Source organism: Pigmentiphaga aceris (assembly GCF_008119665.1).
Classification (GTDB): domain Bacteria; phylum Pseudomonadota; class Gammaproteobacteria; order Burkholderiales; family Burkholderiaceae_B; genus Pigmentiphaga; species Pigmentiphaga aceris.
This window is the reverse complement of record NZ_CP043046.1, coordinates 4778401-4799638: the sequence shown is the minus strand read 5'-3', so window position 1 is coordinate 4799638 and position 21238 is coordinate 4778401. Positions and strand designations below refer to the sequence as shown.

At 62.1% G+C, this 21238-nt stretch carries 12 protein-coding genes; 9 read left to right on the top strand and 3 right to left on the bottom strand.

Going from position 1 to position 21238, the window contains the following annotated elements; all coding sequences use genetic code 11:
- The first annotated feature begins 1 nt into the window (after position 1).
- Genes treZ through treY form a run of 3 tightly spaced genes read left to right on the top strand, consistent with a single transcriptional unit; the run spans position 2 to position 6721 of the window.
- On the top strand, positions 2-1861 hold the full coding sequence (treZ, locus tag FXN63_RS20755) for a malto-oligosyltrehalose trehalohydrolase (protein WP_148817089.1): 1860 nt from the start codon (positions 2-4) through the stop codon (positions 1859-1861).
- Entirely contained in the window at positions 1854-3944 is a 2091-nt protein-coding gene (gene malQ, locus FXN63_RS20750) for a 4-alpha-glucanotransferase (RefSeq protein ID WP_187394967.1), read from the top strand. The genes treZ and malQ overlap by 8 nt, the downstream gene beginning before the upstream one ends.
- The gene (treY, locus tag FXN63_RS20745) at positions 3941-6721 is read left to right on the top strand and encodes a malto-oligosyltrehalose synthase (RefSeq protein WP_148817084.1); all 2781 of its coding nucleotides are present in this window, start codon (positions 3941-3943) and stop codon (positions 6719-6721) included. The genes malQ and treY overlap by 4 nt, the downstream gene beginning before the upstream one ends.
- A 74-nt stretch (positions 6722-6795) precedes the next feature.
- On the opposite strand, the gene FXN63_RS20740 is transcribed toward treY, so the two are convergent.
- Positions 6796-7167 (bottom strand): DUF423 domain-containing protein, encoded by a 372-nt coding sequence (locus tag FXN63_RS20740; protein WP_148817082.1) that lies wholly within the window; start codon positions 7165-7167, stop codon positions 6796-6798.
- Positions 7168-7359: 192 nt separating this feature from the next.
- Here FXN63_RS20740 and FXN63_RS20735 point away from each other — a divergent pair, with 192 nt between their 5' ends.
- On the top strand, positions 7360-11049 hold the full coding sequence (locus FXN63_RS20735) for a DUF3616 domain-containing protein (protein WP_148817080.1): 3690 nt from the start codon (positions 7360-7362) through the stop codon (positions 11047-11049).
- Between the two features lie 98 nt (positions 11050-11147).
- Here FXN63_RS20735 and FXN63_RS20730 read toward each other — a convergent pair whose 3' ends face one another.
- Both FXN63_RS20730 and FXN63_RS20725 read right to left on the bottom strand, forming a co-directional pair.
- Positions 11148-12797, bottom strand: coding sequence for a Na/Pi cotransporter family protein (locus FXN63_RS20730; RefSeq protein WP_187394966.1), 1650 nt, complete (start codon positions 12795-12797; stop codon positions 11148-11150).
- Positions 12798-12911: 114 nt separating this feature from the next.
- The gene (locus FXN63_RS20725; RefSeq protein ID WP_148817076.1) at positions 12912-13817 is read right to left on the bottom strand and encodes a D-hexose-6-phosphate mutarotase; all 906 of its coding nucleotides are present in this window, start codon (positions 13815-13817) and stop codon (positions 12912-12914) included.
- A gap of 264 nt (positions 13818-14081) precedes the next feature.
- Between FXN63_RS20725 and FXN63_RS20720 the strand changes: the two genes are divergently transcribed.
- The 5 genes from FXN63_RS20720 to FXN63_RS20700 all read left to right on the top strand — a co-directional run bounded on the left by FXN63_RS20720 (position 14082) and on the right by FXN63_RS20700 (position 21195).
- Positions 14082-14819 (top strand): ROK family protein, encoded by a 738-nt coding sequence (locus FXN63_RS20720; RefSeq protein ID WP_246164918.1) that lies wholly within the window; start codon positions 14082-14084, stop codon positions 14817-14819.
- 51 nt (positions 14820-14870) lie between these two features.
- A complete protein-coding gene (zwf, locus tag FXN63_RS20715) occupies positions 14871-16421 on the top strand; it encodes a glucose-6-phosphate dehydrogenase (protein WP_148817074.1) in 1551 nt (516 codons plus the stop codon).
- Positions 16422-16433: 12 nt separating this feature from the next.
- The gene (gene pgl / locus FXN63_RS20710) at positions 16434-17177 is read left to right on the top strand and encodes a 6-phosphogluconolactonase (RefSeq protein WP_148817072.1); all 744 of its coding nucleotides are present in this window, start codon (positions 16434-16436) and stop codon (positions 17175-17177) included.
- Complete coding sequence (locus FXN63_RS20705) at positions 17137-18996, top strand: glycoside hydrolase family 15 protein (RefSeq protein WP_425468629.1); 1860 nt, start codon at positions 17137-17139, stop codon at positions 18994-18996. Before pgl ends, FXN63_RS20705 begins: the two co-directional genes overlap by 41 nt.
- Before the next feature lie 165 nt (positions 18997-19161).
- Positions 19162-21195 carry a PhoX family protein gene (locus FXN63_RS20700; protein ID WP_148817068.1) on the top strand — a complete coding sequence of 678 codons (2034 nt, stop codon included), beginning with the start codon at positions 19162-19164 and terminating at the stop codon, positions 21193-21195.
- The last annotated feature ends 43 nt before the right edge of the window (positions 21196-21238 follow it).

The following is a 21238-nucleotide window of genomic DNA, read 5'->3' as shown; positions in this document are numbered from 1 at the left end:
CATGTCAGCGGTGTCTACTGTGGCAGCGGGTGCCGAATTCGGTGCCAGCTTGCTTGCGCACGATCAGACAAGATTTCGTTTCTGGGCACCGTCCTTGACCACTGCCTCGGTAGAAGTCGAGGGCATGGCACCCGTTGTCATGCAGGCAGTGGGGCAGGGCTGGTTCGAAGCAGTGATGGCGTGCGGTGCGGGTGCGCGTTACCGGTACCGTGTGTCACCGGAACTGCTGGTGCCAGACCCGGCGTCACGTGCGCAGGCTGGCGATGTGCACGACCCCAGTGTGGTGGTCGATCCCACCGCCTATGCATGGCAGCACGCTGACTGGCGTGGTCGTCCCTGGCACGAAACGGTGCTGTATGAATTGCACGTGGGGGTGATGGGCGGCTTTGCAGCAGCTGCTGCAAGGTTGCCGGAATTGGCTGCGTTGGGCATCACTGCGATTGAGCTGATGCCGGTGGCAGATTTTCCGGGCAAACGAAACTGGGGTTACGACGGCGTCTTGCCGTATGCCCCGGATGCCGCCTACGGTACGCCCGACGAACTGCGCGCACTGATCGATACTGCGCATGGTCTGGGCCTGATGGTGTTCCTGGATGTGGTCTACAACCACTTCGGCCCCGATGGGAATTATCTGTCGGCCTACGCCAAGGATTTCTTCCGTGAAGACGTGAAGACCCCGTGGGGACCCTCCATCGATTTTCGTCGGCCCGAGGTACGCGCGTTCTTCGCAGAAAACGCCTTGTACTGGTTGCAGGACTTCCGTTTCGACGGCCTGCGCTTCGACGCCGTGCACGCGATTGCCGACCCGCAATGGCTCGATGAGATGGCCGCCTTTCTGCGTGAATCCGTCGGTCCGTCGCGACATATCCACCTGGTGCTGGAAAACGAAACCAACGGTGCTCGCCACTTGGCTGCGGACTTCACTGCCCAGTGGAACGATGACGGGCACAACATCCTGCATCGCATGCTGACGGGCGAGACCGAAGGCTATTACGAAGACTATATCGATCGTCCTGCCGAGCGGCTGGCGCGTTTCCTGAAAGAAGGGTTTGTCTACCAGGGCGAGCCTTCCGTACACAAGAAAGGCGCACCGCGTGGTGAGCCCAGCGGCTATTTGCCGCCCACTGCATTTGTGCTGTTCTTGCAGAATCATGACCAGACCGGCAACCGTGCCTTGGGCGAGCGGCTGACGACGCTTGCGCCGCCTGATGCGCTGCGTGCTGCGTATACCTTGCTGTTGCTGGGGCCGCAGATTCCCATGCTGTTCATGGGCGAAGAATTTGGCGCGACCACGCCGTTCCTGTTCTTCACCGATCACCACGACGAGCTGGCCGATGCCGTGCGCGAAGGCCGTCGCAGTGAGTTTGCCCACTTCGCCGCGTTTTCCGACCCGGTGCGGCGCGAGAAAATTCCTGATCCAAACGCTGCATCGACGTTCACGCATTCCAACCCGTTTGCAGCAGAGAAGTCTGCCGACAATCAGGCGTGGCTTGCGCTCACCCGCGAACTGCTTGCGCTGCGTGCGCAGGAGATCGTGCCGCGTCTTCCCGGTGCACGCGCCGAACGTAGTCTGGTGCTGGGTGAGTCATCCGTCATGGCGCAGTGGAAATTGGGCGATGGCAGTCACCTGCGCATTTATTTGAACCTGGGCGAGGATCATGCGGTAACGGCTGATCTGCCTGCCTTGGATGCCAAGCTGTTGCACGAGAGCCTGCCCGGTGCAGCGTCTGCCGTACAGGGGGGCAGTGTGCCTGCCGGCAGCGCAGTGGTCTGGTTGATGTCTGCCGGCACAGAAGGCGCAGCGCTCGGACAGGCAAACGCCAAGTCGTCCATCGATGCTGGCGGAGATGCCCATGACTGATTTCGCTGAAAGCAATGACACGCTGAAAACGCTGGCCGAAGCCGCCGGCCTGTCGGTGAACTGGACCGACGCATCGGGCCGGCAGCAGACGGTGTCGGACGATACCTTGCGCACCGTCTTGTCGGCCCTGGGCTTGCCTGGCGATACGCCAGAGCAGGCTGCCGAAAGCCTGGAAAAACTGGCGCATGAAAAAAAGACCCTGCCGCCTTTGGTGACTGGCAAGGTCGGCATGCCTGTCGAGCTGCCCTTGGCCTTGTCGACGCCCCGTATCGGCTACCGGATCGAGCTTGAAGACGGCACGGAACTGACCGGAGAAGCCGAGCGCGTTGACGACGAGCGTACGCGTCTGCCCGCGCTGTCGCAGCCGGGCTATCACCGCCTGGAGATCGACAACAAGGATGTCACGCTGGCGATTACGCCTGTGCGCAGTCCCTCGATTCCTGCTGCTGATCCTGCCTCTGGCAAAGGCCGTAACTGGGCACTGGCTGCCCAGTTGTACAGCCTGCGACGCGCTGACGGCGCTGGGATTGGCGACTTCTCTGCCTTGGCGCAGCTGGCACGTGTTGCCGGTGCGCAGGGGGCCTGCGGTTTGGCCATCAGCCCGGTACATGCGGCATTCGGTGCGCACCCCAAACGTTTCAGCCCCTACGCGCCGTCCAGCCGCTTGTTCATCAATGTGCTCTTCATCGATCCGGCGGCGGTGTTCGGTGAAGAGAAGTACGCGCAAGCTGTTGCCGAGCTTGGGCTGGAAGACGATCTTGCGCATCTGGAATCCTTGCCTTTGATCGACTGGGTTGGCGTGGCCAAGCTTCGGCGCGCGATCTTGCGATATCTGTTCGATCGTTTCCCGGCAAACGCAGCGGTTGGTGACGTACAGGACTTCCAACGCTTCCGCGAACGCGGTGGTGAGGCCCTGGAGCGCCATGCTCGCTTTGAGGTGTTGCAGTCGCTGCCCGAGGGGGGCGGGGTGGAAGGCGAGGGATGGCACAGCTGGCCGCTTCCCTTGCGTGATCCACGCTCGGAATCGGTGGCGCGCCTGGCCCGTCAGCATGCCGACGAAGTGCGCTTTCAGCTGTTCCTGCAGTGGCTGGCTGATCGTGGATTGGCCAACGCGCAACGTGAAGCGCGCGCAGCCGGCATGTCGATCGGGCTGATTGCCGATTTGGCGGTGGGTACCGATCCGTCGGGCAGTCATGCCTGGAGCCGTCAGGCCGATATTCTGGATCGCCTGTCGCCGGGGGCACCGCCTGACCTGTTCAACCGGGCAGGGCAGGGCTGGGGACTGACGGCGTTTTCGCCGCGTGCCATGCGTCAGAACGGCTTTGCGGCTTTCATTGAAATGCTGCGTGCCACGCTGGTACACGCGGGCGGCGTGCGCATCGATCATGCGCTGGGACTGCAGCGTCTGTGGCTGGTGCCGGAAGGTGCGTCACCGACCGAGGGGGTTTACCTGGCCTTCCCGTTCGATGACATGATGAACCTGATCTCGCTCGAAGCCTGGCGGCATGACGCTGTGGTGATCGGCGAAAACCTTGGCACGGTCCCGGAAGGGTTTGACGAACGCATCGCGCGCGCCGGCATGCTGGGCATGAGTGTGCTGTGGTTCGAGCGCGGCGCAGATGGCAGCTTCCGTGCACCGGAACACTGGACCGCAAACAACGTTGCGATGACCACCACGCATGACCTGCCGACCATCACCGGCTGGTGGGCAGGTCGCGACATCGATTGGCGGGTGAAGCTCGACATGCTGGGCGATATTGACGAGTCCACCCAACGTGCCGAGCGTGAACAGGACAAGCAGGCCTTGTGGCGGGCACTTGCGCATGAATACGCTGGCAGTGCTTTGCCCGACGACGCGCCGATTGCGGCTGCGTTCGATCTGCTGGCAAAGACACCTGCACCCTTGCTCATCCTGCCTGTCGAAGACCTGCTGGGGGTGATTGAACAACCCAATCTGCCGGCCACTATTGATACTCATCCCAACTGGCGTCAGCGTCTGAATACCCCGGTCGAGCAATTGTTTGCCGATCCGCAGGTGGTACAGCGCCTGGCCCCTATCCTGCATCATCGGACTTCACTATGAGTTTGTTGCGCGCAACGGCGCGGTTCCAGTTTCACGCCGATTTTCCGATCGATGCCGCCGTCCCGCTGGTCGACTACTACGCGCGGCTGGGCGTCAGCCACTTCTACGCATCGCCCTTGACCCGCGCGCGAAAGGGGTCGACGCACGGCTATGACACCATCGACTACAGCCTGATCAGCCCCGAGCTGGGCGGCGAGCCGGCATTGCATCGCCTGGTCACCAGCCTGCGCGAAGCAGGCATGGGGCTGATTCTGGACATCGTGCCGAATCACATGGCCAGCGGCCCGGAAACAGCCTGGTGGCAAAGCATGCTGGAGTGGGGGCCGCACAGTCCTTATGCCAGCTATTTCGACGTTGATTGGCAAGCAGACGATCCCTGGTTGCACGGCAAGGTGCTTGCTCCTTTCCTGGGTGAACAGCTTGGCAAGGTGTTGGACAGCGGCACGCTGCATCTGCGCTTCGATGCCGACACCGGCCAGTTCTATCTTGCCTATCATGAGACCCGGTATCCGCTTACGCCAGGCAGCTTCGGGACGATCCTGCGTGCCGGTGTCCCCCTGCTGGACGAAGCGACCTTGGCCATGGCCGCCTTCTTCGATGATCTGGCCGGCGAGGACGTGACCGCCGCCCAGCGCGAGCAGGCGCGTGAAGTCCTGAAGCTTGCTGCCCAGACGCCCGCCGGCAAGCAGGCGATCAATGATGCGTTGGCCGCGCACGATCCCTTGCAGGTTGCCGGTCGGCAACACCTGGACAGCCTGCTCGACAAACAGCATTACCGATTGGCCTGGTGGCGCACTGCCCCCGAGACAATCAACTGGCGGCGCTTCTTCGAGATCACCGATCTGGCGGGTCTGCGCGTCGAGCAGGAAGAGGTGTTCGAGGCAGTACACGAACTGGTGTTCCGTCTGTATGCCGAGGGCTGGATCGATGGTGTGCGCATCGACCACATCGATGGTCTGTCGGACCCCTTGGCCTATTCACGCAAGCTGCGTGCGCGACTGGAAGCCCTGCAATCGCAGCGGCCCGGCCGACTGGCCCAGGATGCACCAGTGATCCTGGTGGAAAAGATCCTGGCTGCCGACGAAACGCTGGACCCGCGTTGGGGTGTTGACGGCACCACCGGTTACGAGTTCATGGACCAGGTGGGTGCCTTGCTGCACGACCCCAGTGGCGAGGCTCGGCTGACCGCGTTGTGGCAGCGAGTCAGCGGCAGCACGCTGCGTTTTGATGAGCATGTGATCAATGCGCGCAGGCTGTTGATCGCCCAGCACTTTGCAGGCGAGGTCGAGGCCGTAGCGCGTGTGCTGCAATCGATTGCACGCATGCACCCGGAATCGCGTGACTGGAGTCTGGTGGCGATTCGCCGTGTGCTGAGTGAGCTGCTGTTGCACGTTCCGGTGTATCGCACCTACGTCGATCTGGATGGCCGGTCCGAGACCGATCAGGCGGTGTTCGATCGTGCGGCCGACGCCGCTCGCGCGAATCTGCGTGGCACCGATATCGAGTTGTTGAAGGTATTGGATGGCTGGTTGGGTGGCGACGCCCCGCAAGACTTCCCGCCGCCGGAATGTGAGCAACGCTTGTATGTAGCGCGTCGATTCCAGCAACTGACTTCGCCGCTTGCCGCCAAGTCGGTCGAAGATACGGCCTTCTTCCGTTATGGCCGGCTGCTGTCGCGTAATGAAGTTGGTGCCGACCCGGGACAGTTCTCTTTGTCGGTGGCGGATTTCCACCAGTGCAATGCCGAGCGGCTGGCCACCACGCCAAACGCCATGCTTGCCACCGCAACGCATGATCACAAACGTGGCGAAGATGCCCGGGCAAGGCTGGCTGTATTAAGCAATCAACCTGCGCAGTGGGCGCAAACGATTGAACGTTGGTTGGCACGTGACGCAGCAGCGGCTGCCAAGCACGGGGAGGTGGCGCTTGATGCCCCGGACGCTTATCTGCTGTATCAGACCATCGTGGCCAGCTGGCCCTTGTCGCTCAGGCTGGACGACGGCCCCGCCTTGCAAGCGTTTGCGGAACGCCTGATCGCATGGCAGCAGAAAGCCCTGCGCGAAGCCAAGCAACGTTCAACCTGGTTCGACCCGGACAGCGACTACGAAGCTGCTGGCGCGCGCTTCCTGACTCGCCTGTTCGATCCGGTACAGGGCGCGGATGCCTTGGCGGACATCCTGACTTATGTGGAGTCGATTGCGACAGCCGGGGCAGTCAACAGCCTGGTGCAGACCGTATTGAAGCTGACCGTGCCTGGCGTGCCCGACATCTACCAGGGTACCGACTGGTGGGACTTGAGCCTGATGGACCCGGACAATCGTCGCCCGGTGGATTTCACGGCGCGACGCGCTGCGGAATCGATGCCGGCCGAGGTGGACGAATTGTGGGCGGACTGGCCAAGCGGTCGGGTCAAGCATCACACGATCAGCCGCATCCTGGGTCTGCGTCGTCGCCTGCCTGCGTTGTTTGCGTCGGGTGACTATGTGCCGCTGGAGATCATCGGGGCGGCCAAGCACCATGCATTGGCATTTGCACGGGTCGATGCGCAGGCAAGCATGTTGGTGGTGGTGCCGCTGTACATGGCAGATCGCCTGGATAGTTCGGGTGTTGCGTCCACGCTGGATTGGGCAGATACCTGCGTCATCCTTCCCGATGCCTTGGAAGGCCGACGCTTCGAGTCGGTTACGGCTTCCGGCAGCATTGCACCGCTGGATGGTCGGGTGCGTGTGGCCGATGCCGTCTTTGGTTTGCCGTTCGCAGTGCTGGTGGCGAACTGATCAGCATTGCGCTGATCAGTGTGTTCTGAACACCGCATCTGACGTGGCCCCCGGCCACGTCAGATGCAGTGCAATCAACGCTTCAAGGCGGCAATCGCAAGCATCGCCCAGGCGGCCAGAAAGCCCAGTCCGCCGATCGGTGTGACGGCACCCAGCACCTTGACGCCGGTGAATGCCAGCACATACAGACTGCCGCTGAACAACACGATGCCTGCCAGCATCAACCACCCGGCGATCTTCAGCATGGGTGCGTAGCCGTTGCGCAGCAACAGGCCGATCAGCAGCAATCCCAGTGCGTGTGCCATCTGGTAGGTCACACCGGTGTGCCAGATCGTCAGCATCTCCGGGGTCAGCATCTGCTTCAAACCATGTGAACCGAAAGCGCCGGCACCGACGGCGATGAACATGTTTATCGCACCGGCGAACACCAGTTTGCGGTCGGTCATGGAAAAGTCCGGAAAAGGGAAGATGGGTGCCGATGTTAGCGCAGCGGGGCAATGCAGCCTTGTCCATGACTCGCAAGGCGGCTGTCACGTATTTCCAACACCCAGAGGCAAGCAGGCCGGCATTCAGCCGCTTGTTATTTCCCTGTCATCACAACAACGCATGCTTCTGCGCTCTGCTATCAGGAGCGCAGCGTGGCCATTCTCGATCTAAGCTCGGCACAAGCCAAGATTTCCAGCCTTTACGTTACCCTGTTCGGCCGCGCGCCAGACAGTTCCGGTCTGCAATTCTGGAGCAGAGCTGCCGACTCTATGTCCATGGCCGATATCGCCGCGTCTTTGCTCGCCAGCCCCGAGGGCGTGGCAACCGTGCCAGGCGGCAACGCAGCGTTCATCAGCAGTCTCTACACCTCGGCACTGGGGCGTGCACCCACTGCTGCAGAATTGGCTGCCGCCACGCAAACACTGTCGCAAGGCGGTGATATCGGTGCCGCGCGTGCGTCCTTGGCGTCTGCGCTAATACAAACCCTGGCCACGCCGGCCCCAACCACCAAGCCGGCAACCATGACGGATGCCGAGTACGCGCAGGCCCTGGCCGACCGCGACACCTTGGCAAACAAGGCCGATGCCGGTGTGTATTTCGCACAGAGCGTGGCGGGCAACAACATGAGCCTTGCCGGCCGTGTCCTGGATGCTGTCAATGCCACCCCGGCATCGCTGCAGGCGGCACGCACGCAGGCCGACCAAGGCACCGCCACCCAGGTAGCCGAACTGTATGCAGCCTTGCTGGATCGTGCACCCGACACCGCGGGCCTGGCCTGGTGGACTGCGCAGCTCAATAACGGCGTGCCGATGAGCAACATCATTGCCAGCATGCTGGGCAGCGCCGAAGGCACGGCCTTGTATGGGTCTGCTGCTACGTCGCAGGCGTTCCTGCAGACCTTCTATCAGTCTGTGCTGGGCCGCGCGCCTGATGCTGCCGGCATGGCCTTCTGGGCATCGGCACTGGACGCTGCAGGTGGCGATGCGGCAGCACGTGCTGCCGTCACCCAGCAGATATTGGACGCGCTGACTTCTGGTACGGCGACGAACGACGACCAGAAGACACTCGCCAACAAAGCTGAAGCCGGCAAGTACTTCGCTGCATCCACGTCGGGCAGCAACGTTGCATTGGCCAAAACGGTGATCGATCAGGTCACGTCAAACGCCGACAGCGTGACGGGAGCCAAGCAGGTAGTGGATGCTGGCGGTGTAGTTGCACCTGCCCCTGCTCCCACGCCTGCGCCCGTCCCACCGGCATCTACGTTCTTCACGCCCAACGCAGGCACCACGGGTGGTAGCTCGGACGCCTCGACGGCGATCGCACTGGCAAACAACTTCATGCTGGTCGGCGACGACGAAGCCAGCGTGCTGCGCGTGTACTCGCGCGACGGCGGCGCGGCGGTGAAGGAAATCTCGTACGACAGCTTCCTGAACCTCGGCGGCGAAGCCGACCTGGAAGGCTCGACGCGCATCGGCAACAAGCTGTACTTCATCGGCTCGCATGGCAACAGCAAGAGCGGCAACGAAGCAGATAGCCGCGAATGGATCACGTCGGCCACGCTGACCGATGCCGGTGCGGACACCGCGCTGACCTTCGACGGCAAGTACACCTCGCTCGAAACCGCGCTGAAGACCTGGGACAGCAACAACGTGCACGGCAAGGGCGCGAATTACTTCGGTATCACCGTCGGCGCGACGACGGGTAGCCCGGAACGTACCGGTGGCCTGGGCATAGAAGGCCTGACTGTCTCGCCCGACGACAGCAGCCTGTGGATCGGCTTCCGCGCACCGGTGACCGGCAGCGCGACGCAGAAAGCGCTGATCGTGCAGATCAGCAACATCGACGCTGTGCTGGCCGGCAGCAACGCCGTCGCGCCTGCTTTCGGCGCTGCTATCGAACTGGATCTGGGCGGCCGCGGCATCCGCAGCATCGAGAAAAACGCAGCCGGCCAGTACGTGATCATCGCCGGCCCCTCGGGCACGGCCAGCGCCGACGTCGCCGACGACTTCCGCCTGTACACCTGGGATGGCTCGGTGTCGGGTGGTCAGGCGACCAACCTGGTGCAGAACGCGGTGAACCTGGACGCGATCCTGTCCGCCACCGGTGGGTCCTTCGAGTCCATCGTGACCGTGCCGGACAGTCTGGCGGCAGGCAGCTGGATCCAGCTGCTGCAGGACAACGGCGACACGATCTGGCCGGGCGAAACGCAAGTGTCCAAGGACCTCGCGAACGCCCAGCAGAAGTTCATGGGCAACTGGATCCAGCTGGGTGGCGCGGCAGCGGCCGACACCACCGGCCCGCTGCTGGTGCGCAGTACGCCGGCGGACAATGCGTTGACGATTGCCACCGGGTCCAAGATCGAACTGGTATTCAACGAGCCGGTGCATGCCGGCACGGGCAGCTACGTATTGAAGTCCGGCAGCACCACGCTTGCGACCATCGCCGCCAACGATTCCCGCATTACCTACGAGTACAACAAGGTAACGGTGGATGTGTCGACGTTTGTCTCGGCCGCCAACACCGCGTATTCGCTGGAGATCGCCAGCAACACGGTGCTGGATGCATCGAACAATGCGTTCGCCGGCCTGACCCCGGCGCAGGCGATCGATTTCACGACGGCACCGCTGGTGGGGACATCCCTGGCCGCAGGCGATATTGCTTTCGTTGGCATCAACACCGCTGGCACCGACGCCTACGCGTTCGTATTGCTGAAGGACATCGACACCGGCACGTCGATCCGGTTCACCGACAAGGGGTGGGACGGTACCGCGTTCAAGAGCGGCGAATCGGATCTGCTGTGGACGGCAAACTCTGCGCTCACCGCCGGTACCATCGTCACCATCCAACCGAGTGGGTCGGGCACCGCCAGCACGGGAACCCTGACAGGAGGCGGCGGTGGCCTGGGTGGTTCGGGCGAACAGGTATTTGCCATCACTGGCACGGTCGCCTCGCCTGGCACGTACTTGGCCGCAATTGGCATTGGCCCGACGAGTGGTGGATTGAGCAATGGCGGTACTGGCCCTGATTTCGATATCTCTGCGATTCCGGCTGGCGTGACCCTGGGTACCAACGGCGTCAACATCATCGGCTCCAATGCCCATTACACCGGCACCCTCACCGGCACGCCTTCGCAGTTGCTCAGCGCAATCCATAACAGTGCGAACTGGACAACGGGCACGCCCGCGGCCGTCACGGCCAACCAACTCAATGTCGGGTTCACCTCGGTGGACGTGAAGGGACCAACGAAGTTGGCTGCCGGCGAGGTGATCTTCCTGGCGATGGGCACCGATTCGCCTGACGCCTTTGTGTTCACGGTGACCAAGGCCATCGAAGCGGGGACGCAGATCGGTTTCACGGATCGGGACTATTCGACGCTGAACGGCATGCCCGCCAGCGGTGAAAGTGCTTATATATGGACGGCCAATCAAGCCTATGCAGCCGGAACGCTGATCACGATCCAGCCGGACCAGTCGGGAGCGAACAATCCGATCGTTTCGCACGGAAGTGCTGTCGGCAAGGGTGGTGGCCTGAGTGCTTCGGGTGAAACGATCTATGCGTTCCAGGGCAGCATTGCCGGCCTGAGCGCAGGCAATGCCGGTGCGATCAGTGCAAGCACCTATCTGGGTGCCATCAATGCCGGTGGTGCGGCGGCGGGCGATACGCCTGCTGGCATCACCATTCAGACCTTTGCGATGGACAATGCGTTGTACACCGGTTCGCGCGACGCGGCTGACATGACCGCGTTCAAGGCTGCGGTGCTCAACACTGCCAATTGGAGTACCAGTGATACGACGGCGCTGGTCATCGCCGTGGGTGGCAACGTGGAGTTTGCGCCGGCCTGAAGCGGCCCTGATGCTGGAACCAAGTCACGCCCGTCAGTCGGTTCAGGATTGACCTGATCGATGATGACCCAACCGGCAGGATGCAGATCCTGCCGGTGTCATTTCATCAGCCGGCTTTCCTGCAATCCCCCCACGGCTTCCAGCACCGCGTAGGTAGTGGCAGCCAGGTGCGACTCGATACGCTTCAGATCGCGGAACACATCCAGCACCAAGGCACCGGCTTGCACGCTCAGACGGTCGCCCTTTCGGATCAGGTCGAACTGACGTGCGGCAGCTGAACGTTCCAGTGCACGCATTCTGTCTTTGTCGTGAATCAGGTCACGCGCCGAGCGCTCGTCGGCCGAGATGAAAGTAGTGATGGCCAGTTGCAGATCACGGGTCAGCAGTTGCTGAATCTCGTCGATTTCGCTCAAGACCGCAGCCGGGAATTTGATGCGCAGATCGATGCGCTTGCTGGCGAGTGCCATCAGGCTTTTTTCGATCACGTCGCCGATGTGTTCCAGGTTGACTGCGAACACCAGGATTTCCGACACGCGTCGGGTATCGACCTGATCCAGTTCCTGGGCCGCACCCACGGCCGATGCGTAGTAGGTCACGGCCGCGTGCAGGCGATCGAGCTGATCGTCCATGGCGGTGATCATGTTGACCTTGTCGCGGTCGTCGGTCCGCAAGACTTCGAAGGTGCCGCGCAGCATGGTGTCGACCACATCGGCCATGCGCAGGGCTTCGCGTGATGCATTGGCCAGCGCAACTGCCGGACTGTGCATGCTGGATTCATCGAGGTAGCGGGGGCAGCCAGCCTCGGTGGGCTGTTCCGCTGCGGGCAGGCGTCGGGTCAGCCATGCCGCCATGCGCGGCAGCAGCGGCAGGAAGGCCAAGGCCACGATGGTGTTGAAAGCCAGGTGGTAGGCCACCACCGCAGTGGTTGCCGACAGGCCCGCGTCATTGGCCAGACCTACCGTCAGCGGAATCAAGGGCATGGCCACGACCAGCCCGACCAGGCGCGTCATGACATTGCCAAGCGGCAGCCGCAGTGTTGCCAGGTTGCTGCGGTCGCCTTGCAGGATGGGATTGAGCGCACTGCCCAGATTGGCACCCAGCACCATGGCCAGCGCAGCAGGCATGCTGATCGCGCCGACTCCGGCCAGGGCCGACACCAGCAGCGTGGTGACGATGCTGGAATGCGCAAGCCAGGTGAACAAGGCGGCCAGCATGATGTTCAACAGCGGGTCGGCCGTGATGGCCAGCAGCAGGTCGCGCATCACCGGCTCTGCCGAAATGGGCTGGACTGTCTGGTCAAGCAGGCGCAGCGACAGCAAGGTCAGGCCGATGCCGACCAGAATGCGTCCGATATCTCGCCCACGTGCGCTGCGGCTGCGGCGGGTGGTGACGAACCCCGCACCGATCAGCAAGGCAAACAGCCAGCTAACGTCGAACGACAAGAGCTGCACCACCAATGCCGTGCCGATATTGGCCCCAAGCATGACCGCCAGCGCGGGTGCCAAGGCAATCACGCCATCGGCGGCGAGCGAGGTCACCATGAACGCGGTGGCCGTGCTCGACTGCAGCACGGCCGTCACGCCCAGACCAGCTGCGATCGCCTGTAATGGGTGATTCAGCCCGCGCGCCAGGCGCTCGCGCAGGTCTGAGCCGAAAGAACCAAGCACCCCTTGGCGCACGGTTTGTACGCCCCACAGCAGCAGGGCAATCTCACCGAACAGACTTACCAGTACATGCGTAGCGGACATAGGTTGCTTCTTCATGACAAGTAGTACTCGTCCGGTACATCCTCACCCTATGCCCCCCGCTCGTCAAATGTCCGTTGTGTCTGGGGCGAGACATTGATAGCCATTACGCCTTGCTCAGTTGTTTTCCACCCGAATTTCCACGCCCATGTCGTGTGCTGCGCCAGGGGGGATCAGCAGCACGTCTGCCTCGCCCATGCGGGCGGTTTCGATGCACAGCATGCGTTGCCAGGCATCGTCGGGGAAGTTCGGCATGCGTTGAGCTTTGTTTATCCATGGGTTCCACACAATCGCCGAGCGCGACTGGCGCGTATGCAGGTGGATGCGGCGTTCCCAGCCCGGATCGTCAATGCTCAGCGTCGGGCCGACACCCAGATAGATGCGGTCGGTCTCTTCCGTGAAGCGGATGTCCCCATCCTGGTGCTTCTCACGCCAGTTATCCATGGCGTCCAGATAGGTGCAGCCATCAAAGCCGCGCAGGCTGACCTCACGGCTGTCGCTCACCGCGAAGTAGGTGTGCAGCGCCTGGGTCAGCGCAAGCTGCGTGGTGCCCAGGTTGCGCGTCTGCAGGTTCATGTCCAGATGCTGGCCAATGGTCAGCCGCAGACGCAGTTCCGACGGATGTGGCCAGTTCGGCAGACCTTGCGGAAGCAGCAGCTGAAACGTCAGCTGCACTTCATTGTTTTCAATCACCGGGTCTTGCATCTGCCAGTCAAGGGTGCGCACCATGCCGTGGAACGGCGGCTCCGTGCCTACGTAGGTATTGCGTACCGATTCAGGGCTGCGCGTCAGATCGCCGAACCAGGGCCAGCAGACCGGCACACCGCCCCGGATGGCCTGGCCGTGTTCGAGTGCGGTGGTGTCGCTGAGCCAGACCAGCGGCTGTTGCCCGTGATGCTGGAAGCGCATCAGGTGGCCACCCTGGCGGGCAATCAGCGCCTCGCTGAAAGGGGTGCGAACGCGCAGGCAGTCGAGTTCGCCAAGCTTTTCCTCGACGACGGTCGGGGAAGCAAAATTGTTCATATGAGTCCTTTGAACGCAGTGACCATGCCGTTGGCATGGGTGGCGCAGGTACCAGGAACCACAGGGGGGAACCACAGGTACGCGGAAGCGAGGGTACTTTACGTGATCGCTTCGCTACCGAGATAACGAGAGGCAACATTTCCACCGTCCGGGCAAGGCTTGGTAGCGCTTACTGACATTTACGGTCGAGCTGGCAGGTGCTGCGCTGACGGACGGCAGGCAAACCCGTACCATTGCCTTTCGACTCATTGGCTGGAGGCAAACGTGAAACCAGGCATTCTGGCAATCGACATCGGCGGTACGGCGCTGAAAGTGGCGGTCATCGACGATCACGGTCAGCTCATCAGCGAACGCATGCGCACGCCCACGCCGCGGCCTTGCCAGCCTGAGCAGATGCTTGACGAGCTGGCTGCGCTGGCGAAGTCACTGCCAGCCTATGACCGCATTGCGGTCGGCTTTCCTGGCGTGATCCGCAATGCGCGCGTGCAGACTGCCGTGAACATTGGCGGAGCTGAGTGGCTCGATTACCCGCTTGCCGACAAGATCGCAGCGCGCTTCGGGCACCCTGTGCGCCTGGTCAACGACGCCGACATGCAAGGTTTTGCGCTGATCAGCGGGCAGGGCCTGGAGTTCGTACTGACGCTGGGCACCGGCCTGGGCAGCGCACTTTTCCTGGACGGGGAACTGATGCCGCACATGGAACTTGGCCACCACCCGTTTTACGGCGATGCGACCTACGAAGAGTGCCTGGGTGCCGAAGCGCTGAAGCGCATCGGCGTCGCGCAGTGGAACCAACACCTTGAACGCGCGCTGCATTGTGTGAAAGTCTTGCTCAATGCCGATCACATCTATCTGGGCGGCGGCAACGCCAAACGTGTGACGCTTACGCTGCCGAAAAACGTGCGGATCGGTTCCAATGATGCTGGTCTGGCAGGTGGCGCGGCCTTGTGGAACGGCCCGGCCGCTACGCGCAGCACCGACGATAGTCCCTCGAATCGATAGCCCCTCGAATCACGACGCAGCAGACGGGTCTGCCTGCGCAAAGGATCGCCAATGAGTTCTTCTGTTCCTGCTGGACGCACGCCACGTGGCAAGAAGGCCGCCAAACCGGCCAAGGCTCCGCCGGCCACCTTGTTCCTGTTCGGTGCCAATGGTGATCTGGTCAAGCGCCTGCTGCTGCCTGCGCTGTATCACCTGCACCGCGATGGCCTGATCGATGAAGGTCTGCATATCGTCGGCGTCGACCACAACCCGAACACCGACGAGGGCTTTGCCACGCGGCTGGCGGATTTCATCCGTACCTTGCCGCAGCACAATGAGGCGACAGGCGGTCAGCCGCTGGATGAAGCCTTGTGGAGCAAGGTGTCGAAGAACATTTCGTATGTGCAGGGCGACTTCGTTGACGATGCCACCTACACCGCCCTGGGCGAACGCCTGGCGCGCAATGGCACACGCAATGCGGTGTTCTATCTGGCGACGTCACCGCGCTTCTTTGGTGAGGTGGCAGACCGCCTGGGCAAGTCAGGTCTGTTGAAGGAAAGCAAGGACACCTATCGTCGCGTGGTGATCGAAAAGCCCTTCGGGTCCGATCTGGCATCGGCGCAGGAACTCAACGCGCGACTGCTGCGTGTGATGAGCGAGTCGCAGATCTACCGCATGGATCACTACCTCGGCAAAGAGACGGTGCAGAACATCCTGGTCAGCCGATTTGCCAATGGCATTTTCGAGGCGATCTGGAACAACCACTACATCGATCACGTGCAGATCACTGCCGCTGAAACGGTGGGTGTGGAGCAGCGCGGCGGTTTCTACGAGCAGATCGGTGCGCTGCGCGACATGGTGCCGAATCACCTGTTCCAGTTGCTGGCCATGGTCGCCATGGAACCGCCTGCGGCCTTTGGTGCCGACGCGGTGCGATCAGAGAAAGCCAAGGTGATCGGCGCAATTCGTCCGCAGACACGACGCGAAGCCTTGTCCAACTCGGTGCGTGGCCAGTACGCGGCAGGGCGGGTGGGCGAGGCTCAGGTGCCGGCATATCGCGCGGAATCGCGCGTGGCCCCCGACAGCAATACCGAAACCTATGTTGCCCTGAAGATCATGGTCGACAACTGGCGGTGGTCAGGCGTGCCGTTCTATCTGCGTACCGGCAAGCGCCTGCGTGCGCGCGATACCGAGATCGCCATCTGCTTCAAGCCGGCTCCGTTCTCGCAGTTTCGCGGAACCAAAATATCCAAACTCACGCCCAACTATCTGATCATCCAGATTCAGCCCAATGAGGGCATGTGGCTGGACTTCCAGGCCAAGCGTCCGGGACCGACGCTGGAAATCGAGAACGTGGAGATGGGTTTTGCCTACGCCGACTTCTTCCCGATGCAGCCGTCGACCGGGTACGAGACGCTGATCTACGACTGTCTGACAGGCGATCAGACCCTGTTCCAGCGGGCTGACAACGTGGAAAACGGGTGGCGTGCCGTGCAGCCATTCCTGGATGCCTGGCAGGACGATGCGGCATCTGTCGACTTGTACGCCGCGGGCGCAGACGGTCCGCGTACCGCCGATGAACTGCTGGCACGCGACGGGCGCGTCTGGCGCAAATTCGCATAAGGAGAATCGACCATGAGTGCTGCTTCCGCCGCTGTCACGTCCGTGCTGCCCGATCGCGAGACTTTGGCAACCCATGTCGCCGAATGGCTGGTCGATGAGATTGCGCGCAGCACCGGCCCGTTTTCCATCGCCTTGTCGGGCGGCAGCACGCCCCGGCCCTTGTTCGAACGGCTGGCCGAACCGGCCCGCGCAGCACGTATCGACTGGTCGCGCGTGCACCTGTTCTGGGGCGATGAGCGTTTCGTGCCGCATGACCATCCCGACAGCAATTACCTGATGGCCAGGCGGGCGATGATCGACCACGTGCCGATTCCGCCCGGCAATGTGCACCCGGTGCCCACCCACGGCAGCCCGGAAGAAGCGGCACGTGATTACGCCCGCACCTTGCGCGATTTCTATCAGGGTGAACGCATCAATCCGACAGCCCCCTTGTTCAACGTGAACCTGCTGGGCATGGGCGGAGACGGGCACACGGCGTCACTCTTCCCCGGGTCGCTTGCGCTGTCCGAGCGCGATGACTGGGTGGTGGCGGTGATCGGTGAAAAACCGGAGCCGCGCATCACGCTGACACTGCCGGTGCTGGCCAGCGCTGCGTCCGTGGTGTTCATGGTGGAAGGTGCGTCAAAACAGGAGCCGCTTGCACGCGCACGTGCGGGCGATCCATCGGTCCCGGCAGGCTTGGTGTGGTCGGATGGACAACTGATCTGGTTCCTCGATGAGGCCGTTGCAGGAGGAAAAATTGACCCAACCGATTGAGAACTATGCCCTCTTGGGCAATTGCCGCACGGCGGCACTGGTGTCGAACGAAGGTTCGATCGACTGGCTGTGTTTCCCGCGTTTCGATTCGCCCGCGTGTTTTGCATCGCTGCTGGGTGAAGTCGACAATGGCCGCTGGAAGATTTCGCCGCATGGCAAAGTGCTGTCGTCCAGCCGCGCCTATCGCGACGGCACGATGGTGCTGGAGACCACATTCACCACCGAGACCGGCACGGCCAAGCTGATCGACTTCATGCCGCAGGGCGACCGCAGCTGCATCGTGCGTATTGTCGAAGGCGTTGACGGCGGGGTGGTCTTCGACATGGACCTGGTGGTTCGCTTCGACTATGGCCGCAGTGTGCCCTGGGTCGAACGGGTCGATCCACACACCCTGACAGCGGTGGCCGGCCCCGACATGCTGGTGCTGCGCGCACCCACGCCGATCAAGGGTCGTGACCATCACACCACCAGCCGTTTCAGTGTGACGACCGGCGAACGCCTGGCGTTTTCGCTGACACACCAGTCATCCAGCAAGCCGATTGCCGAACCGATCGATCCGTATGGCGCACTGACCACGACCGAGTATTTCTGGCTGGAATTCTCGGATCGTTGCCCTGACGTGGGTGAATGGACGCCTGCCGTCAAACGCTCGTTGATCACCTTGAAGGCGCTGACCTACCAGCCCACCGGCGGCATCGTGGCGGCCGCCACGACGTCGTTGCCCGAGCACGTGGGCGGCGAGCGCAACTGGGACTACCGGTACTGCTGGCTGCGCGATGCCACCATGACACTGTTGGCCTTCATGAACCTGGGGTACTTCGAAGAAGCCCAGGCATGGCGCAACTGGCTTGCCCGCTCGGTGGCAGGCAACCCGGAACAGATGCAGATCATGTATGGCCTGGCCGGTGAACGACGGCTGCCTGAGTACGAGTTGCCCTGGTTGAAGGGCTACGAGAACTCGAAACCGGTACGCATCGGTAATGCCGCTGCTACCCAGTTCCAGCTGGATATCTACGGCGAAGTGGCAGACGCGATGGCACAGGCGCGACGCGGTGGTCTGCCCACGCATCGACGCAGCGCAGCCATCGCCGAAGTCATCATGCCTTTCCTGGAGCAAGCCTGGCGCAAGCCCGATGAAGGCATCTGGGAGATCCGTGGGCAGGCCTTGCACTTCACACATTCCAAGGTCATGGCCTGGGTGGCCTTCGACCGTGCTGCCATCCTGACGGAAACCAATAAAGGCAGCCGCGAGAAGATTGCACGTTATCGCCGCATTGCCGACGAGATTCATGCCGAGGTATGCGCGCAGGGCTACAACGAAGAGATGGGTTGCTTCGTGCAGTCTTACGGGTCGACGCTGATGGACGCCGCTCTGCTGCAGATTCCGTTGACCGGCTTCCTGCCGCCCGACGATCCACGCGTGGTGCGCACCATCGACATGATGGAAAAGCGCCTGATGCGCGATGGTCTGCTGCTGCGGTATGAAACCCAGCACGGCGTGGATGGCCTGCCGCCCGGCGAGGGCACCTTCCTGGTGTGCTCGTTCTGGCTGGCCGATGCCTACGGCCTGATGGGGCGGCAAGCCGACGCGCGCGCCTTGTTCGAACGCTTGCTGGGGCTGTGCAACGATGTCGGCCTGCTGGCCGAGCAATACGAGCCGCACGCCAAGCGCATGCTGGGCAACTTCCCGCAGGCGTTCAGCCACATCGGCATCATCAACGCGGCGCTCAACATCCATCGCTCGCAGCAGCCTGCGCAACAGCGTGCCCACCCGGACGCAGATGTGGTGGAACCTCAGGTGTTGGATGTAGGCGCTTGATCGATTGCTTGGCCGGCGCGAAATCTGATGCGTGACAGCTTGGTGTCAGGAATTGGTCAATGGTGTGTCATAGGGCATGACTAGCATCCCGGAGGTCCGCAACGCGGGCGTGTGAATCGGTTCACACGTCCGCGTTGCACTTTCTCCCCTCTCGCTGAGATGCTCATGTCACACGCCCCGAATTCCACCCGTCGCCAGATGCTTCAGTTCTTCGCCGGCGCTCCGTTGCTGCCGCTTGGCAGCGCATCGGCTGCCGCCGCTTTGCTGAGCGCCTGTGGTGGGGGCAACGACGAGGTCGTCGCCCCCACGCCGCCGGTGGTGCCCGCCAACTTCGTGTCGGCATCGTTTAGCAACATGGCTGCGCCCAGCCTGGCCAACCCCGCTGAAATGGCCACGATTTCGGTCGGCTCGACGCTGACGATTTCCTTCAGCGACAACAGCAAGCAAAGCTACAAGCTGGCGCACCAGACCTTCTTCATGACCGGCGACATGGTGCCGGACGGCAAGGGCGGCACGATTCTGAGCGGCGGTTACGTCGACATCAACAATCAGCCGATCATCGACCGCTCGGTCTCGGGCAAGGAACGCCAGTTCTTCTCGGATTCGCCGGATGGTTCCTCGCTGTTGACCGTGGCCAACGCCACCGTGACCGGCGTGAAGGGCAACACCGTGTTTGCCGTGGTGCAGTTCGAATACACCACGCGTGACCAGGCGGGCAATTCCACCTACGGCCAGTTGCCGTCGCCCATTGCCGTGCTGACGCTGGACCAGGACAAGACCACCGGCAAGCTCACCCTGGTGAAGTATCACAACGTGGACATGTCCTCGGCACACGGCCTGTGGATCACCTGTGGTGCCAGCCTGTCGCCCTGGGGCACCCACCTGTCCAGCGAAGAGTACGAACCCGATGCCTTCAAGGCCTCGACCGACAGCATGTTCAAGGCATACAGCAAGAACGTGTTTGGCAACGAGACCACCGCACGTGCTTATCACTACGGTCACCTGCCCGAAGTTACGGTCAACCCGGACGGTACCGGCACGGTGAAAAAGCACTACTGCATGGGCCGTATTTCACATGAGCTGATCCAGGTCATGCCGGATCGCCGCACCGCACTGATGGGTGACGACTACACCAACGGCGGCCTGTTCATGTTCGTCGCCGACCGCGAAAACGATCTGTCTTCCGGTTCCTTGTACGTGGCCAAGGTGGGGGCTTTCTTCTCGCTGGATCCGGCTGCCGATGGTGCAGGGCTGAACTGGATCAAGCTGGGCAGCGCCACCAGCGCCGAAATCGAGGCAATGGCCAACACCCTGAAGCCCACCGACATCATGGACGTGGTGTTCGCGGTGCAGACTTCGGCCAATGCCGACGCCACGCCCCTGACCCCGGTCACGCCGATCGATGACAGCTACAAGCTTGTCTACACCGATGGCAAAGCCAACTGGGTCAAGATCAAACCGGGCATGGAAAAGGCTGCCGCCTTCCTGGAAACCCATCGCTACGCCAACCTGGTTGGCGGCAGCATGGCCTTCACCAAGATGGAAGGAACGACCGTCAACGCCAAGGACAAGGTGGCGTACTCGGCGCTGGCCAACATTCAGGATTCGATGGTTCGCAACGGCAAGGCCTGGCGTGCAGACGCCAACGTCACCGTGGAAAAGCAATTGAAAGCGGGTGGCATTCTGGCGCACTCGCTGAACGGCGGCCAACGCGACACGGCTGGCGCTGCGATCAACAGCGAATGGGTGCCGGTCTTGACCAAGGCACTGCTGATGGGCGAGGACATCTCCGCCGACGCGCTGGGCAATACCGCCAACGCCGACAAGATTGCCAGCCCGGATAATCTGAAGTTCTCGGAAAAAATGCGCACGCTGTTCATCGGGGAAGACAGCGGCAACCACGTGAATAACTTCCTGTGGGCCTATAACGTCGATACCAAGAGCCTGTCGCGCATTCTGTCCACACCGGCAGGTGCAGAATCTACCGGCTTGCACGCCGTTGACGAAATCAATGGCTGGACCTACATCATGAGCAACTTCCAGCACGCCGGTGACTGGGCAAGCCCGCTGCATGACAAGGTGAAGGCCACGCTCGATCCGCTGATCCGTGCAAACTACAAGGATCGCTTCGGCGCATCGGTGGGTTACCTCACCGCCGATCCGGTCGCCATCAAACTGACCAAGGTATCAGCGTCGTAATGCCGTAGATACTGCAAATCTGGAGGCTTGATCCCTGGAGGTG

Bases quoted from the DNA above. Each gene is read 5' to 3' on its own strand.
- treZ (WP_148817089.1), top strand. From the start codon at position 2: ATGTCAGCGGTGTCTACTGTGGCAGCGGGTGCCGAATTCGGTGCCAGC.
- malQ (WP_187394967.1), top strand. From the start codon at position 1,854: ATGACTGATTTCGCTGAAAGCAATGACACGCTGAAAACGCTGGCCGAA.
- treY (WP_148817084.1), top strand. From the start codon at position 3,941: ATGAGTTTGTTGCGCGCAACGGCGCGGTTCCAGTTTCACGCCGATTTT.
- FXN63_RS20740 (WP_148817082.1), bottom strand. From the start codon at position 7,167: ATGACCGACCGCAAACTGGTGTTCGCCGGTGCGATAAACATGTTCATC.
- FXN63_RS20730 (WP_187394966.1), bottom strand. From the start codon at position 12,797: ATGTCCGCTACGCATGTACTGGTAAGTCTGTTCGGTGAGATTGCCCTG.
- FXN63_RS20725 (WP_148817076.1), bottom strand. From the start codon at position 13,817: ATGAACAATTTTGCTTCCCCGACCGTCGTCGAGGAAAAGCTTGGCGAA.
- zwf (WP_148817074.1), top strand. From the start codon at position 14,871: ATGAGTTCTTCTGTTCCTGCTGGACGCACGCCACGTGGCAAGAAGGCC.
- pgl (WP_148817072.1), top strand. From the start codon at position 16,434: ATGAGTGCTGCTTCCGCCGCTGTCACGTCCGTGCTGCCCGATCGCGAG.
- FXN63_RS20705 (WP_425468629.1), top strand. From the start codon at position 17,137: ATGAGGCCGTTGCAGGAGGAAAAATTGACCCAACCGATTGAGAACTAT.
- FXN63_RS20700 (WP_148817068.1), top strand. From the start codon at position 19,162: ATGTCACACGCCCCGAATTCCACCCGTCGCCAGATGCTTCAGTTCTTC.